Genomic DNA, 15,657 nt, shown 5'->3' on the forward strand with positions numbered 1-15,657 from the left:
CAAAGGCCCGTCTCATGGACGGGCCTTTGTCCGGTTATCCGGCAAGCTCAGGCTCGACCCTGTCCCTGCCCGCCTGCTTCGCGGCATAGACCCCCGAGTCGGCCCGCAACAACAGCGCATCGACACCTTCACCCTGCCGCCAACAGGCGATGCCGAAACTGGCAGTGACCTGGCCGACCGTATCGATCGGCTGACTGCGCAAGGCCTCGCGCAGGCCGAGGGCCAGTTGATAGGCTTGCGGCCCCTGGGTGCCGGGGCACAGCACCACAAACTCCTCGCCACCGATCCGGCAGAACACATCGTCGCAGCGCAGGCGCTGGCTAACCTTGCGGGAAATGGCCTGGAGCACGGTATCGCCGACGGCATGTCCGTACTTGTCGTTGATGCGCTTGAAGTGATCGATATCCAGCATGATGACCGACAGAGAGCCGCCGTGCCGGTCAATGCGCGCCAACTCGGCCTGCAGCCGTTCCTGAAAGTAGCGCCGGTTATAGGCGCCGGTCAGCACATCGGTGACCGACAGCGCTCGCAGCTCCTGCTCGACCCGCTTGAGATCGGTAATGTCGGAAATGAACCCATGCCACAGCGAACCGCCGTCAGGCAGGCGCTCCAGAGTGGCCGCGCCTCGCACCCAGCGCAAACCCTTGCGCGGCAGCTCGATGCGATATTCCTCACTCCAGGGCATGGATTGTTCGGCACTGATGCGGATTGAATCCCGAAGCCGCACGATATCGGCCGCATGGGTACGCCTGAGCAGCGTCTCGGCATTGTGCAGCAACTCTTCTTCGCTCAGCTCAAAGAGCTCACACATGCCGACGCTGGCGTAGGTGAAACGCGAACTGCCATTGGCATCCTGCCGGTACTGGTAAATGCCGCCCGGCACCTGGGAGCTGAGTTTTTTCAGCAACTGGTCGCGTGCCTCAAGAGCCTCGTAGACCCGCTTGTGCTCGGTGATATCGATGCACACGGCCAGGTAACCGATCCACTGCTCCTGATCGTCGCGCACCGCGGTCACCAGCATATTGACCACTAGCGTGCTGCCGTCGCGGCGCAGGAAGGTCCACTCCCGGGAAGGATGACTGCCCTCCTCGGTGGCATCGACGAACATGGCCTGTGCCGCAGAGATCGGCCGCCCATGAATATCGCTCAGGTCCCTGGCATGAGCTTCAAGCTCCGACAGCCGATGCAGGTCCTTGAGCCGGAATTTCCCCAGGACCTCGTCATCCGAGTAGCCGAGCATTTTCTGCGCGCCGACATTGAAGGTCGTAATCATGCCATTGAGGTCAGTGGCAATGATCGCCACTTCGGTCGCGGAATTGAGCACATTGCGCAGTTGCCCGTGAGTCACGCGCAATTGCTGCTCGCGCTGGCGCAACTCGCGGGTCCGCTGTTCCACCAGATGCAGGGCACGCTGACGCTGGCTGACCAGGTTATAAAGCAAGGCACTGAGTATCAGGCTCAAGAGACCGCCGAGTAACGCCACGCTGCCCGCCATCGACTGGTTGCTCTGCACAAAGGCCTCTGTAGGACGGACCTCAAGCAGATAGTCGCGATCACCGATGCTCAGCAAGGTACTGACATGCAGGTCACTCTCTGCTGCCACGCCGGGAGAGCTGTACAATAAGTCCGGTTCACCGGATACGCTCAGGTCGAGCATGCTCATGGCCAGATTGTCCTGGCTGGGCAAGCCCTCGTTCATCATCTGGTCGAGACTGATCACCGCCATGACAAAGCCGCGTAACACGGTGGGTCGCCCTTCACCCGCGGATTGCGGCGCAAACACGGGCGCCATCAGCAGAATTCCACGGGTATCGGAGGGGTTCAGGCTGACCAGTTCGACACGCGGCGTCGCGACGATACTGCCAAGCATGCGCGCACGCTCGATGGTCAGATGCCGAAAATGTTCAGAGTTGACGTCGAAGCCAACAGGCGGGGGTTTTGGACTGATGGTCTGGATGAACATCACCGGAAAGTATTCAGCGCGCACGGCGGCTACTTTCAAGGTGCCATTCTTGTCGAGTTCGCGTATCGAGAAATCGCTCAGCCCGCCCTGCCGGATACCCTCCTCGAATGCTTCACGCTCGGCATGGGTAATCAGCGGAGTCCAGGTGTAGGCCTGGGTGCCGATCAGCATTGGCCCGACAAAGCCCTGGTACTCGGCGCGAGTGATCTGTTCGGAATAGAGGAAGTAGCGGCGCAGTGTATCGAGCCTGTTGGTCTGACCGTCCAGACGCTCCTGGATGCGACTGAAACGCTCTCCGGCCAACAGGTCGAAACGCTGGCGCAACTGGCGTTGGTAGAGTTCGATATTGGCCAGCGCCAACATCATGGTCAGTGCAGCTCCGGCGGCAAAAGCCAGCGCCGCAACCAACCATGCAGAGGCCTGTTCACTGATGAAACCCAGAATCCTGGGCCGGAACTGTTTCGACGCCATACAGAGAACTCGTGACGCTGGCCGTAGTTCTCTTATAGCTATTCGCCAGTTATTTGCCTAGCCCAAATAAGGAGAATCAGTTCACGCGCGTCATGATCTTCCAGGCCCGATGGATCTTGCTGTTGCGGGCAAAATCCTGATCGATGGTCTGGGCGGTGATTTCCTCGACGGCGTAGCGCTGTCCAAGGTTCTCGTCCAGCACGAACTTGCGGAAGTTGTTCGAGAAATACAGCACGCCACCCGGCGCCAGCCGCGCCATGGCCAGGTCGATCAACTCGACCTGATCGCGCTGCACATCGAAAATACCTTCCATGCGCTTGGAGTTGGAGAACGTCGGCGGATCGATGAAGATCAGGTCGTACTCTTCCCGGCACGACTGCAGCCAGGCCATGACATCGCCCTGCTCCAGACGGTTCTTGTCGGAGAAGCCGTTGAGCGACAGGTTGCGGCGCGCCCAGTCCAGATAGGTCCGCGACAGGTCGACGCTGGTGGTGCTGCGCGCACCACCCTTGGCCGCATGCACACTGGCCGTGGCGGTATAGGCGAACAGGTTGAGGAAGCGTTTGCCTGCCGCCTCGCGCTGAATGCGCATACGCATCGGACGATGGTCGAGAAACAGGCCGGTATCCAGGTAGTCGGTCAGGTTGACCAGCAGCTTGACGCCGCCTTCGTTGACCTCCTGGAACTGCCCCTGAGCACTTTGCCGCTCGTACTGTTTGGTACCGCTCTGGCGCTCGCGACGCTTGATCACGACACGGCTCTTGTCGATGTTCAGCGCCTGCGGAATGGCTGCCAGTGCGTCGAACAGGCGCGCCGAGGCCTTTTCCGGATCAATCGATTTTGGTGCGGCATATTCCTGGACGTGAACCCAGTCATGGTACAGGTCGATTGCCAGCGAGTACTCGGGCATGTCGGCGTCGTACACGCGGTAGCAGTCGATGCCTTCGCGGCGAACCCACTTGCTCATCTGCTTGAGGTTCTTTTGCAGACGGTTGGCGAACATCTGCCCGCCTTCGCTCAGGCGCGGCTGCTCGACCACCACCGGAGCCGGCTTGATCGGATTGCCATTCTTGTTGAGCTTGCGTTCAACGACAGGCTCTTCGATCTGCGCCTCCCGCTCGATCTGACGTTGCTCGGCAGTACGCCGCTCACCGGTGACGAACTGATCCGGCAAGACCTTGATCAGCAACAGCTTGCAAGGCAAGGCGCCGTTCCAGAAGGAATACTGCTTGTGGCTGCGAATGCCCATGCGCTTGCCCAGATCCGGCGCACCGGTGAATACCGCCGCTTCCCAGTTCAGGCAGGACTGGCGCAGACGCTCGCCCAGATTCTGATAGAGATACAGCAGGCTCGCCTCGTCGCCCAGGCGTTCACCGTAAGGCGGGTTGCAGATCACCAGGCCTTTCTGGCTCTGATCCGGACGCGGCTCGAAAGTCGCCACTTCACCCTGATAGACCTTGATCCAGTCACTCAGACCGGCACGCTCGATGTTGTTGCGACCCGGTTGAATCAGTCGCGGATCGGCTTCGTAACCACGAATCCACAGTGGCGGCCTGGCCAGGCCTGCCGCTGCACGGGCCAGCGCTTCGTCATGCAGCTTGCGCCACAGGGCCGGAACGTGACCGAGCCAGGCCGAGAAGCCCCAACGCTCGCGCTTGAGGTTCGGCGCGATATCGGCGGCGATCATGCCAGCTTCCACCAGGAACGTGCCAACACCGCACATCGGGTCAGCCAGGGCGCCGCCTTCGGCAGCGATGCGCGGCCAGCCGGCCCGGATCAGAATCGCGGCCGCCAGGTTTTCCTTGAGCGGAGCCGCACCCTGCTGCAAGCGATAACCGCGCTGGTGCAGGCTGTGCCCGGAGAGGTCCAGCGACAGGATCGCCTCGCCGCGATCCAGACGCAGATGCACGCGCAGGTCAGGATTGATCTTGTCCACCGAAGGACGCAGGCCATCGGCCGTGCGCAGCTTGTCGACAATCGCATCCTTGACCTTCAGCGCACCGAAGTGAGTGTTGTCGATGCCCGAACCATGGCCGCTGAACTCCACAGCCACCGTGCCATCGGCTTCAAGATGGTCCTGCCAGTCGACATGCAGCACGCCTTCGTAAAGGTCGTCGGCGTTTTTCATCGGAAAACGCTTGAGCACCAACAGCACGCGGTTGGCCAGGCGTGACCACAGGCAAAGCCGGTAGGCGGTTTCCATGTCGGCCGTGCCGCGAATGGCAGAGGTGTGTTCGCGTGTTTCCTGAAGGCCAAGCGCGGTGGCTTCCTCAGCAAGCAAGCCTTCAAGGCCTTTGGGGCAAGTGAGGAAAAGTTCGTAGCGATCCGACATGTGTATTCCAGGGCCTGAGCCGTCAGCGGCGGGCAACGCATTGCCCGACCAGATTTAAAACAGGCGTCTTTCATGGAGAGCGCCTGCGTGGCACACAATTTGTGCCGATCCACCGTATGAACCTGTCATGTCATTACGGCAGTTTTGTAACGATAAAAAAGTGAATATTGGACCCTATGGCGTAGGTAATAAAAAGTCACAAAGCGACCCTTCGTCGAATATCGACTGTATGCATTACGCCATCACTCGCATTTGCGAGCCAGTCTCGTTCCTGCCGCAAACCCGCGATTCAGTAGGCTTGCGAGAGGAATCAAATTTGAAACACCAGCGCCCTTATCGCTCTACAGACCTAAATGTGACGCGCTTATGACAAAACGATCATTCACACCGCCTCAAGCTTTGGTTAGAAATCACCTCAGGTCATCACTGCAACGGTAATGACACCAAGGCCCGCGACGCCGGCAGCGGGTACCAACGGCAGATAAATTCTGCCAGACCTCGACACGAGGTCTTCAGGGATATAACAGTCAACAGACGAGGGCAATACCCTATGAGAAGACTTAAGCGTGATCCGTTGGAAAGAGCATTTTTACGCGGATATCAGTACGGCGTTCAGGGAAAATCCCGTGAGCTTTGCCCTTTTACTCTACCGTCAGTACGCCAGGCATGGATCAATGGTTGGCGAGAAGGACGCGGCGACAACTGGGACGGTATGACCGGCACTGCGGGAATCCACAGACTCAACGAACTTCACGCGGTCGGATAAGGTAGTCTCCGGCCAGTCCATCAAACTTTCTACTGACTTTTACACCAATACCATGCACGCCCCATCCGGGCGGCGGGCTGCGGCCCAGGGGCTCCTTCAGGGAGCCCCTTTTTTTGCCCTGAATCAGCCGCGCGGCATCGCTGCAATCGCATCCACCGACTCACGGATCAGTGCCGGGCCCTTGTAGATGAACCCGGAATACACCTGCACCAGACTCGCACCGGCAGCAATCTTCTCCGCCGCGTGACGACCTTCGGTAATGCCACCGGCAGCAATGATCGGCATGCGCCCTGCCAGCTCGCCGGCCAGGATCCTGACGGTATGAGTGCTCTTTTCCCGAACCGGCGCGCCAGACAAGCCACCCGCTTCATCGGCATGCGGCAGGCCTTCGACACCTTCGCGGCTGAGCGTGGTATTGGTGGCGATCACTGCATCCATTCCGGACTCGATCAGCGCAGTGGCGACCAGCACGGTTTCTTCATCGGTCATGTCCGGAGCGATCTTGATCGCCAGCGGCACACGCCGACCATGCAACTGGGTCAGTTCCTGCTGGCGCAGGCTCAGCGCTTCGAGCAATTGCTTGAGCGAATCGCCGAATTGCAGACTGCGCAGGCCGGGCGTATTCGGCGAGCTGACGTTGACGGTGACATAACTGGCGTGGGCATAGACCTTGTCCAGGCAAATCAGGTAGTCATCGACGGCACGCTCGACAGGCGTATCGAAGTTCTTGCCAATGTTGATGCCCAGAATGCCCTTGTATTTCGCGGCCTGGACCCGGGAAACGAGATTGTCGACGCCCAGATTATTGAAGCCCATGCGATTGATGATCGCCTCGGCATGCGGCAAGCGGAAAATGCGCGGCTTGGGGTTACCCGGTTGCGGACGCGGCGTCACGGTGCCGATCTCGACGAAACCGAAACCCAGCTGGGCGAAACCGTCGATGGCTGCACCGTTCTTGTCCAGGCCTGCCGCAAGCCCTACGGGATTCGGAAAATCCAGGCCCATGACGGTCACCGGCAACTGCGCAGGCGCCTTGCTCAACAGGCCGTTCAGCCCCAGCCGGCCACCGGCACCGATCAAGTCCAGCGACAGGTCGTGGGAGGTTTCCGGGGAAAGTTTGAAGAGTAACTGGCGGGCCAGGTTATACATGGGCGGGCAAGACTCGTTGGAAGCTGGATTCAGGGCGCAGATTATAGACATGTGCAGCCCGGCATGCGAGGCAAGCTTGCATTTCGTGCGCCTGCGCCCTTGATCTGTGCATGGCGCTTCATGGCAGTGCACAAAGCTTGTCGACTTGAACCCCGTAGCCCAGCAAACAGGTCGATTGCCGACTTGGCACAGGCACTGCATTAACTCCTGCAAGCAATTCACAAGGCTGCAGCCCTCAACGACGAGAGCTGCACTTCCCGAACGAACGGGATCGGACAAAGGCGTCCTCGTCAGGCAACTGGCGGGACGCCTTTTTTGTTTGCGCAGCATTTATATCGAGCACGACCCGGTCGTTCACTCGGAGGCAAGATGGCAAAACTCAAACTGGTGATGATCGGCAACGGCATGGCCGGGGTACGCACCCTTGAAGAGCTGCTGAAGCTGAACGAAGAACTCTACGAAATCACCGTGTTCGGCGCCGAACCGCACCCCAACTACAACCGGATCATGCTTTCCCCGGTGCTGGCTGGCGAGCAGACCTTCGACGATATCGTGCTCAACGGCCTGGACTGGTATCAGCAACACGACATCCAGTTGCTGCTCAACCGCCGAGTGGTGAAGATCGACCGCTCAAGGCGCATCGTCACCGCCGACGATGGCACTCAGGCGCATTACGACCGGCTGTTGATTGCCACCGGCTCACGCCCTTTCGTGCTGCCGGTTCCCGGCAACACCCTCAAGGGTGTGATCGGCTATCGCGACATTGCCGACACGCAACTGATGATCGACACGGCAGTCACCCACAGACGTGCTGTGGTCATCGGCGGTGGCCTGCTGGGACTGGAAGCCGCCAATGGCCTCACGCTGCGCGGCATGGACGTAACAGTGATCCACAACGGCCAATCGCTGCTGGAGCGGCAACTGGACAGAACCAGCGGCCAGATGCTGCAAGCAGCACTGGAGCAGCGCGGCCTGAAATTTCGCCTCAACGAACAGACCGAAGCCTTTCTGGGCGATGAGCAGGGCCAGGTCAAAGCCGTGCAGTTCAAGAGTGGCGTGACAATAAACGCCGATCTGGTGGTCATGGCCGCTGGCATCCGGCCCAATATCGAACTGGCAATGCAGTCGGGCCTGCCCTGCAACCGCGGCATTCTGGTCAACGACACGCTGCAAACCTACGATCCGCGAGTGTATGCCATCGGTGAATGCGCCAGCCATCGCGGTATCGCCTATGGCCTGGTCGCCCCGCTGTTCGAGCAGGCCCGGGTCTGTGCCAATCACCTCGCACAACTGGGGTTTGCCCGCTATCCGGGCTCTGTGACCTCGACCAAGCTTAAGGTCACCGGCATCGACCTGTTCTCGGCCGGCGATTTTCTCGGCGCTGAAGGCACCGAAAGCATCACCCTTTGCGACCCGTTCAGCGGCGTCTACAAGAAACTGGTGATCAAGAATGATGTACTGGTCGGCGCCTGTCTGTATGGCGATACCGCCGATGGTAACTGGTACTTGCAGCAGATCCGGGAAAACCGGCAGATCGGCACTCTTCGCAACCACCTGATGTTTGGCGAGCAGACCACGGACGAGGCGGCATGCGCATGACGGAAGTCCCGGCACACAACACACAAATCACTGCATCCACCTGCTGCTATTGCGGCGTTGGCTGCGGCGTCCTGATCGAACATGACGGGCAGAACATTCTTGGCGTCAGTGGCGATCCGCAGCATCCGGCCAACTTCGGCAAGCTATGCAGCAAAGGTTCAAGCCTGCACCTGACCGGCGACCTGGCAGCACGGGCACTTTACCCGGAACTGCGCCTGAGCAAGGGCCTGGCACGCAGTACCACCGACTGGGATACCGCGCTGGAGCATGCCGCCAACCAGTTTGCCGAAACCATCAAGGAGCACGGCCCAGACAGCGTGGCCTTCTACATTTCGGGACAACTGCTGACCGAGGACTATTACGCCTTCAACAAACTGGCCCGCGCCTTGGTGGGCACCAATAACATCGACAGCAATTCCCGGCTGTGCATGTCGTCGGCAGTGGTGGGCTACAAACGCAGCCTCGGTGCCGATGCGCCGCCGTGCAACTACGAAGACATTGAGCTGAGCGATTGCGTGATGATCGTCGGCAGCAACATGGCTTACGCTCATCCGGTGCTGTTCCGTCGCCTGGAAGAAGCCAGGAGCCGTCGCCCCGAGATGAAAATCATCGTCATCGACCCGCGACGGACAGACACCTGCGAACTGGCGGATCTGCACCTGGCCATTGAACCGGGAACCGACGTTGCGCTGTTTCATGGCCTGCTGCATTTACTGATCCGCGACGGCCTGACGGATCAAGGCTTCATCGAAGCGCACACCCAGGGTTATGCCGAACTGGAAAACCTGCTGCGTGATTACCCGCCCGAGAGCGTCGCCCGGACTTGCGGCATTCCGGTCGAGCAACTGCAAGCCTGCGCCCAATGGATCGGCCAGAGTCCCGGTTTCCTGTCGTTGTGGTGCATGGGCCTGAACCAGTCTACGGCCGGCAGCGCCAAGAACAGTGCGCTGATCAACCTGCATCTGGCCACCGGCCAGATCGGTCGCCCCGGCGCTGGCCCCTTCTCCCTCACCGGCCAGCCAAATGCCATGGGCGGTCGCGAAACAGGCAGCCTGTCCAATCTGCTGCCTGGCCATCGGGAAGCAGGCAATGCCCAGCATCGTGCCGAGGTCGCGGAGTATTGGGGCGTCGACACGCTCCCGGCAAGCAGCGGCCTGCCAGCCATCGAACTGTTCGAGCAACTGCAGAGCGGCAAGATCAAGGCACTCTGGATCGCCTGTACCAACCCGGCACAGTCGCTGCCCGACCAGCAGAGAGTCCGCGAAGCGTTGAACACCTGCCCGTTCGTGGTGCTTCAAGAAGCCTTCCAGACCACCGAAACCGCACGCTTCGCCGACCTGTTGCTGCCGGCCGCCAGTTGGGGCGAAAAGGAAGGCACGGTCACCAATTCCGAGCGACGCCTGTCCAACGTGCGCAAGGCCATTCCGGCTCCCGGTCAGGCGCGCCCCGACTGGGCGATCACGGTAGATTTTGCACAACGCCTGCAGCGCAGGCTGCAACCTGACGCACCGGCCCTCTTCGACTTCACCAGCCCGCGCCAGTTGTTCGATGAATATAAAGGTCTGACTCAGGGACGCGATCTGGACATGTCCGGCATCGACCGCGAGCTGCTCGACCGTTGCGGCCCGCAACAATGGCCGTTTCCCACAGGCGCCAGCGCGGGCACCGCACGCTTGTATGCCGATGGCATATTTCCCACCGCCTCAGGCAGGGCGCAGTTTGTCTGCGATAGCTACGTTGCTGCCAAAGAACTGCGCGATGAGTATTATCCCCTGACCCTGAATACCGGGCGACTGCGCGATCAATGGCACGGCATGAGCCGCACCGGCACTGCGGCACGCCTGTTCGGGCATGTCAGCGAGGCACTGTTGGGGCTGCATCCGGAAGACATGAGCCACTACGACTTGCAGTCAGGCGATCTGGTTCACCTGCAAAGCCGGCGTGGCGAACTGATCGTCGCCGTCAACAGCGACGATAGCCTTCGGCCTGGCCAGGCATTCCTGCCCATGCATTGGGGCGACCGGTTTCTCAAGGGCGGCATCAATGTGCTGACCCAACCGGCATTCGACCCCATTTCCAAACAGCCGGAACTCAAGCATTCCGGGGTTCGCATTGAAAAGGCCCATCTGCCCTGGCAGTTTTTCGCCCTGATCGAAGGTGACGTGCAAACTCACCTGACAGCCTTGCGCCCGCTGTGCGAAGCATTTACCTATGTCAGCCTGGGACTGGTCGGCCGCGAGCGCCCTGCGCTGGTTATACGCGCAGCCCATGCCGAGGCACCGGAGCAATCGCTGCTGCAAGAGCTTGATCGGCTACTGGGGCTGGATGAAGGACCGGTCATGGCCTATGACGACCCCAAGCGCGCCATCGGCAAACGAATTCGTCTCGACAATGGACGCATCACCGCGCTGCGGCTGGCCGGTGAAACCCTGGCCCAGCACTGGCTACAGAATCTATGGCTGCAGGATCGGGTCGACGAACAATTGCGCCGCTGGATGCTGGCGCCAATCAGCGCCGAACCGGGTAAAGGCGCGACTCAACGCGACAGGATTCTGTGCAACTGCAAGAACGTCAGCCAGAGCGCAATTAACAAGGCAATCGACTGTGGCCTGGACCTGAATCAACTGAAAGCCCAACTGGGCTGCGGAACCCAGTGCGGTTCCTGCGTACCGGAAATCAAAAGACTGATCAACGCGGTCGTATTGACGGATTGAGTCGCGACTGTCGGTATAAATAAATAGCGACTCATTAAATCGCAGACAAAGAAAAGCCCGGCCTGAGCCGGGCTTTTCAGTTAAAGCGGGCTAATTACTTAGCTTGGGCTTCAACTTCTGCTTCTACGCGACGGTTTACTGCGCGGCCAGCTTCAGTTGCGTTGTCAGCAACTGGACGGGTTTCGCCGTAACCAACCGAGTTTACGCGGTTAGCGCCAACACCGTACTGGTTGACCAGAACTTGTTTAACGGCGCTTGCGCGACGCTCGGACAGTTTCTGGTTGTAAGCGTCAGGACCGACGGAGTCAGTGTGACCTTCAACAGTGGTGGTGGTTTGTGGGTACTGTTGCATGAAGTCAGCGAGGTTCTTGATGTCGCCGTAGCTGTTAGGCTTGACCACAGCTTTGTCGAAGTCGAACTTCACGTCCAGCTCAACACGAACCACTTCAGCAACTGCCGGGCAGCCATCAGCGTCAACAGTTACGTTGGCTGGGGTGTTAGGGCACTTGTCGACGTTGTCGCACACGCCGTCGTTGTCGCTGTCGGAGCACACTTCAGCAACTGGAGCAACAGGAGCTGCTTCAACTTTCTTGCTGCCGCCACCGAAGTTCACACCGATACCAACGCTAGGAGCCCACTCGGTCTCGCCCTGGTCGATGTTGTACTGAGCTTCAACGCCAGCACGGGCATAGAAGTTGTCGGTGAAGTACAGCTTGGCACCGCCGCCAACGTTGGCGAAGGTGGAACCGTTACGACCACCGCGGCCATTCTGACCGATGCTCTGATCGGAGAAACCAGCCGAGACGTAAGGACGCAGCATGTCGCCTGGAGCGTTGAAGTGGTACAGAGCGTCCAGAGCAGTGTTGGAGCCCTTGATGTTCTTGCCATCATCGCTACGAGCGTTGTGGACTTCGTCGTAGCCCAGACGCAGTTCAACGTCGTCGGTCAGGAAGTAACCGATCGAGCCACCGAACAGGTTGCCGTCGTTTTTGAAGTCACGAGAGCTGTCGAAGTATTGCTTCTTGGCGAAGCCCTCGATCTCGACTGCGCCTTGGCCTTGTGCCAGCACGCCGAACGAAGTCGCGGCAACGATAGTACCAATGGCCAAGCCCAAGGTGTTTTTCAGTTTCATCCGTTAAATCCCCATCTGGTGATTGTAAAGCAGCCCCCTTGAAAAGCGGGGCAATTCGTCGGCAAGTCTAGCAGACCCTGCCAGTTCGTTAGAGATATTTGCTCCGAGTTAAGTTTCGGTGATGCCAGCAAATTTCTCACGTAATTTATCCAAAGCCCGCTTATAACGCATTTTCGTTGCGCTTAAGCCCATGTGCATGATGTCTGCGATCTCCTGGAACTCAAGCTCTGCGACAAAACGCAGCACCAGAATCTCCCGATCGATCGGGTTCACATGCACAAGCCAGCGATCAAGCCCGCCCCTTTCTTCAGGTTTTGGCGTCTTTTCTTCAGACGCTTCCTCAAGCGGGTCCAGACTCAAAGCGTCCATCAAGCGACGCTTACGCCGTTCCTTTCTGTACTGAGTGATGCACTCGTTGTAGGTGATGCTGTAAAGCCAGGTTTTGAATTTCGATTTACCCTCGAAATTCTTCAATCCATACAAGACCTTAAGCATCACTTCCTGACAGACATCATCAGCATCGCGATCGTTCCCTAAATAACGTGCACAGACGTTAAAAAGTGTTCTCTGGTAACGACGCATTAACTCTTCGTAGGCCCGCGTCACGTGAAAAAGCTCGACGTGGGCGCGCGCGACCAGCTCCTCATCTGAGAGCTCGCGTGGGTCATAGCGCGTCGAAAGCGGTAAGGGTTTATTCAAAACGAGTCATGCCGACGGTCAGGTCAATGTCAGCCACTGCCCGGATTCCGGCATATTGTGGCGGCATAGCTTAACAGGTTCACTGCCTAACGGCTGCTTACTGTTTGTTCGAGAAGAATTTTGTTGGAGAAAGAAACCAACTCACCCTCGTCCGTCAGCAGTGTAGTCTTGACCGTACCGATTTCCTCGATCTGCCCCTCTATCTCGCCAACCTGCAAGTGCTGGCCGACCTGATAAAGCTCTCGAACATAAATCCCGGCCAGAATCTGACCGGCGATTTCACGACTTCCCAGCCCCAGCGCCAGCGCCACAGCCAGACCAACGGTCAGCAGGCCGATCACAATAACGTGATTGAGCAGGTCGGTCTTGACCTCCAGCTGGCTGATCGCGACGGAAATACTGATGATGATGACCAGCCCCTGGGCAATTCGACCCAGGCCCTGCGCATAATCGACACCCACGCCCTCTGCGGCGCCACGCACCAGCCCGTTGACCAGTTGCGCCAGCAGCACGCCGACCAGCAGCACCAGTGCCGCACCGAACACCTTCGGCAGATACAGCGCCAGCATGTCCAGGGTCGCCGAAACGCGCTGCAGGCCCAGGGACTCGGCGGCGGAAACCAGGAAGATCAACAGCACGAACCAGTAGACGATCTTGCCGATCAAGGTGGAAATCGGCACTTTCACGCCGGCACGGCTGATCAGCTTGGTCAGCCCGGTGCCGCCCATCAGGCGATCGAGGCCAAGCTTGGCCAGCAGTTTCGATAACAGCGCGTCGAGCAGCTTGGCGACCACGAAACCCAGCAGCACCACCACAAGGGCGCCGAACAGGTTGGGGATGAAGCTTGCGACTTTGGTCCACAATGCAGTCATTGCAGCAACCAGACTCTGGGTCCAGAGATCCAATTCCATGTTCAATCAGCCTTATCGACAGGGCGAGCAGTAGGTTGTGGGCGACGGGACACAGGTGAAACGTGCGCAGAACCGTTATTGAGGGCAATCATCATTGTCTGGGCCCAACGGCCAAGCAGACCGAACAGCACACCGGCACCCACCTGACGGTTGGCGGTTTTCAGGACACGGCCCAGGCAGGCATCGTCATCCCGGCTGGAGGATGACGATTTGAGCATGTCACGCAAAGATTCTTCAAAGGGATCGTGCATCAGGCACCTCACGCAATGTCAGTGAGAGACGAGGCCCGTTTCGGGCAAGTCACAAATGCCATTGAATATTTATCCGTCAAAGCCAGCGCAACCGTCTGAATAACCACCATTGCCCCAGCGCCACCAGGACAATCAGCAAGCACGCCAATAAAAAGCCATAAGGGTTCTCGGAGCCGGGAATCCCGCCCACGTTAATTCCCAGCAACCCGGTCAGAAAGCTCATGGGCAGGAAAATACCGGTGATGATCCCGAAGCGGTACATGGTATGGTCCATGCGTTCGCGCAAGCGTCGGTCCTCGGACTCCAGCAGCAAACCGACCCGCTCACGGGTCAGCTCCAGCTCTTCCAGATAACGCGTCAGGCTGTTGTTCAGTTCGTTCCAGTAATCGGCATCGTCATCGACGAACCAGCCCAGCTTGATACGCGACAACTGACCATAGATATCCCGCTGGGGCGCCAGAAAGCGCCGCAAACCGGCTGCCCGGCGACGAATCTGCAGCAGTTTGCCGTGTTCCGGGCTGTAGCGTTCGTCGGCATCGCTCTGCTCTTCCTCGTCATCCACCGACTCGGTCAGATCGCCAAGCAGATCCTGAACCTTTTCGGTCAGGTACTGCGCCAGATAAAGCGTCAGCTCCGAAGCGGTTTTCGGCCCCTTGCCTTCGCTCAACTGCTCGATAAGCTCTTCGGTAGCCCGCAAAGGCCGCAGACGCAGGGAAATCACCCGCTGCGCAGCGGCAAAGATGCGCACCGACACCATGTCCTCCGGCTCGGCGCCCGGATTGAGGTTCACCCCGCGCAGAAACAGCAACAGCTCCTGATCGGGCAAGGGCAGCAAGCGTGGCCGGGTGTTTTCTTCGAGCAGCAACGTACAGGCGAACTCGCTCAAGCCGCTGGAATTGCGTAGCCACGAGTGAGTCTGCGGGTGACTGCGATCCCAGTGCAGCCACAGGCTTTCCTGCGGCTGCATCTGAAGATCATCGAGTTCGGTTCGAGCAATGAAACGCGCTCCGCCCTGACCATCCAATACGAGGGCATGCACCAGCCCCCACTGCGCGTTTGCTTCATCGAACATTCTTGCTTCGCTTATTCCGGCATTTTCAGAGGGGACACAGAGACGATCACGCCATTATTGTCGGCATACAGGTACTCGCCCGGCCGAAAAGTGATCCCGGCAAAGGTAACGGCTACGTTCAAATCGCCGATACCGCGTTTATCGGTCTTTTTCGGGTGACTGGCCAGCGCCTGCACGCCAAGATCGGTTTGTGCAATGACATCGACATCGCGAATGCAGCCGTAGATCAACAGCCCTTCCCAGCCGTTCTTCGCGGCCTGGTCGGCCAGCATATCCCCCAGCAAGGCACAGCGCAGGGAACCACCGCCATCGACGACCAGCACCTTGCCCTTGCCATCGAGCGCAACCTGATCCTTGACCAGCGAGTTGTCCTCGAAGCACTTGATGGTCACGATCTCGCCACCAAAGGAGTCTCGGCCGCCGAAGCTGCTGAACATGGGTTCTACGACTTGTGCCAGTTGCGGATAGGCATCGCACAAATCGGGGGTCGAATAATGCATGGCTAACTCCTGTCAGTCAGAGATGGGGATGAGAGCACCTGAATGCTCAAGGCAGCATAGTGGCTTTAAACCCAAGTTTCGCCCCCATTCCCATACAA

Annotated in this window: 11 protein-coding genes and 1 pseudogene; 3 read left to right on the forward strand and 9 right to left on the reverse strand. The window is 59.0% G+C overall.

Annotated features, from left to right (window positions below; all coding sequences use genetic code 11):
• Positions 1-34: 34 nt before the first annotated feature.
• A complete protein-coding gene (locus tag ALQ04_RS19450) occupies positions 35-2,434 on the reverse strand; it encodes a diguanylate cyclase (protein ID WP_122317366.1) in 2,400 nt (799 codons plus the stop codon).
• Positions 2,435-2,510: 76 nt separating this feature from the next.
• Positions 2,511-4,766 carry a bifunctional 23S rRNA (guanine(2069)-N(7))-methyltransferase RlmK/23S rRNA (guanine(2445)-N(2))-methyltransferase RlmL gene (gene rlmKL, locus ALQ04_RS19455; protein WP_122317367.1) on the reverse strand — a complete coding sequence of 752 codons (2,256 nt, stop codon included), beginning with the start codon at positions 4,764-4,766 and terminating at the stop codon, positions 2,511-2,513.
• Between the two features lie 550 nt (positions 4,767-5,316).
• Here rlmKL and rmf point away from each other — a divergent pair.
• A complete protein-coding gene (gene rmf / locus ALQ04_RS19460) occupies positions 5,317-5,532 on the forward strand; it encodes a ribosome modulation factor (protein WP_122317368.1) in 216 nt (71 codons plus the stop codon).
• Between the two features lie 123 nt (positions 5,533-5,655).
• On the opposite strand, the gene ALQ04_RS19465 is transcribed toward rmf, so the two are convergent.
• Positions 5,656-6,681 carry a quinone-dependent dihydroorotate dehydrogenase gene (locus ALQ04_RS19465; protein ID WP_122317369.1) on the reverse strand — a complete coding sequence of 342 codons (1,026 nt, stop codon included), beginning with the start codon at positions 6,679-6,681 and terminating at the stop codon, positions 5,656-5,658.
• A 369-nt stretch (positions 6,682-7,050) separates the two neighbouring features.
• Between ALQ04_RS19465 and ALQ04_RS19470 the strand changes: the two are divergent.
• Together ALQ04_RS19470 and ALQ04_RS19475 are read left to right on the forward strand one after the other, a co-directional pair.
• Positions 7,051-8,250 (forward strand): annotated as a pseudogene (locus tag ALQ04_RS19470) (NAD(P)/FAD-dependent oxidoreductase); the annotation flags it as partial.
• A gap of 26 nt (positions 8,251-8,276) precedes the next feature.
• The gene (locus ALQ04_RS19475; RefSeq protein ID WP_259645050.1) at positions 8,277-10,994 is read left to right on the forward strand and encodes a nitrate reductase; all 2,718 of its coding nucleotides are present in this window, start codon (positions 8,277-8,279) and stop codon (positions 10,992-10,994) included.
• Between the two features lie 94 nt (positions 10,995-11,088).
• Here the strand turns inward: ALQ04_RS19475 and ALQ04_RS19480 are convergent, their stop codons facing one another.
• The 6 genes from ALQ04_RS19480 to rraA all read right to left on the reverse strand — a co-directional run bounded on the left by ALQ04_RS19480 (position 11,089) and on the right by rraA (position 15,559).
• Positions 11,089-12,126 carry an OmpA family protein gene (locus ALQ04_RS19480; RefSeq protein WP_122317372.1) on the reverse strand — a complete coding sequence of 346 codons (1,038 nt, stop codon included), beginning with the start codon at positions 12,124-12,126 and terminating at the stop codon, positions 11,089-11,091.
• Between the two features lie 108 nt (positions 12,127-12,234).
• On the reverse strand, positions 12,235-12,825 hold the full coding sequence (gene sigX / locus ALQ04_RS19485; protein ID WP_122317373.1) for an RNA polymerase sigma factor SigX: 591 nt from the start codon (positions 12,823-12,825) through the stop codon (positions 12,235-12,237).
• 86 nt (positions 12,826-12,911) lie between these two features.
• Positions 12,912-13,736, reverse strand: a complete 825-nt coding sequence (locus tag ALQ04_RS19490) for a mechanosensitive ion channel family protein (protein WP_122317374.1) — start codon at positions 13,734-13,736, stop codon at positions 12,912-12,914.
• A gap of 2 nt (positions 13,737-13,738) precedes the next feature.
• On the reverse strand, positions 13,739-13,987 hold the full coding sequence (locus ALQ04_RS19495) for a CrfX protein (RefSeq protein ID WP_122317375.1): 249 nt from the start codon (positions 13,985-13,987) through the stop codon (positions 13,739-13,741).
• A 76-nt stretch (positions 13,988-14,063) separates the two neighbouring features.
• On the reverse strand, positions 14,064-15,059 hold the full coding sequence (locus ALQ04_RS19500; RefSeq protein WP_122317376.1) for a zinc transporter ZntB: 996 nt from the start codon (positions 15,057-15,059) through the stop codon (positions 14,064-14,066).
• Positions 15,060-15,070: 11 nt separating this feature from the next.
• Entirely contained in the window at positions 15,071-15,559 is a 489-nt protein-coding gene (gene rraA, locus ALQ04_RS19505; protein WP_122317377.1) for a ribonuclease E activity regulator RraA, read from the reverse strand.
• Positions 15,560-15,657: the final 98 nt, after the last annotated feature.

The sequence above is a fragment of the Pseudomonas cichorii genome (assembly GCF_003700275.1).
GTDB classification, from domain to species: domain Bacteria; phylum Pseudomonadota; class Gammaproteobacteria; order Pseudomonadales; family Pseudomonadaceae; genus Aquipseudomonas; species Aquipseudomonas cichorii_B.

Coding starts and splice junctions, on each gene's coding strand:
- ALQ04_RS19450 (WP_122317366.1), bottom strand. CDS start 2,434: ATGGCGTCGAAACAGTTCCGGCCCAGGATTCTGGGTTTCATCAGTGAA.
- rlmKL (WP_122317367.1), bottom strand. CDS start 4,766: ATGTCGGATCGCTACGAACTTTTCCTCACTTGCCCCAAAGGCCTTGAA.
- rmf (WP_122317368.1), top strand. CDS start 5,317: ATGAGAAGACTTAAGCGTGATCCGTTGGAAAGAGCATTTTTACGCGGA.
- ALQ04_RS19465 (WP_122317369.1), bottom strand. CDS start 6,681: ATGTATAACCTGGCCCGCCAGTTACTCTTCAAACTTTCCCCGGAAACC.
- ALQ04_RS19475 (WP_259645050.1), top strand. CDS start 8,277: ATGACGGAAGTCCCGGCACACAACACACAAATCACTGCATCCACCTGC.
- ALQ04_RS19480 (WP_122317372.1), bottom strand. CDS start 12,126: ATGAAACTGAAAAACACCTTGGGCTTGGCCATTGGTACTATCGTTGCC.
- ALQ04_RS19490 (WP_122317374.1), bottom strand. CDS start 13,736: ATGGAATTGGATCTCTGGACCCAGAGTCTGGTTGCTGCAATGACTGCA.
- ALQ04_RS19495 (WP_122317375.1), bottom strand. CDS start 13,987: ATGCACGATCCCTTTGAAGAATCTTTGCGTGACATGCTCAAATCGTCA.
- ALQ04_RS19500 (WP_122317376.1), bottom strand. CDS start 15,059: ATGTTCGATGAAGCAAACGCGCAGTGGGGGCTGGTGCATGCCCTCGTA.
- rraA (WP_122317377.1), bottom strand. CDS start 15,559: ATGCATTATTCGACCCCCGATTTGTGCGATGCCTATCCGCAACTGGCA.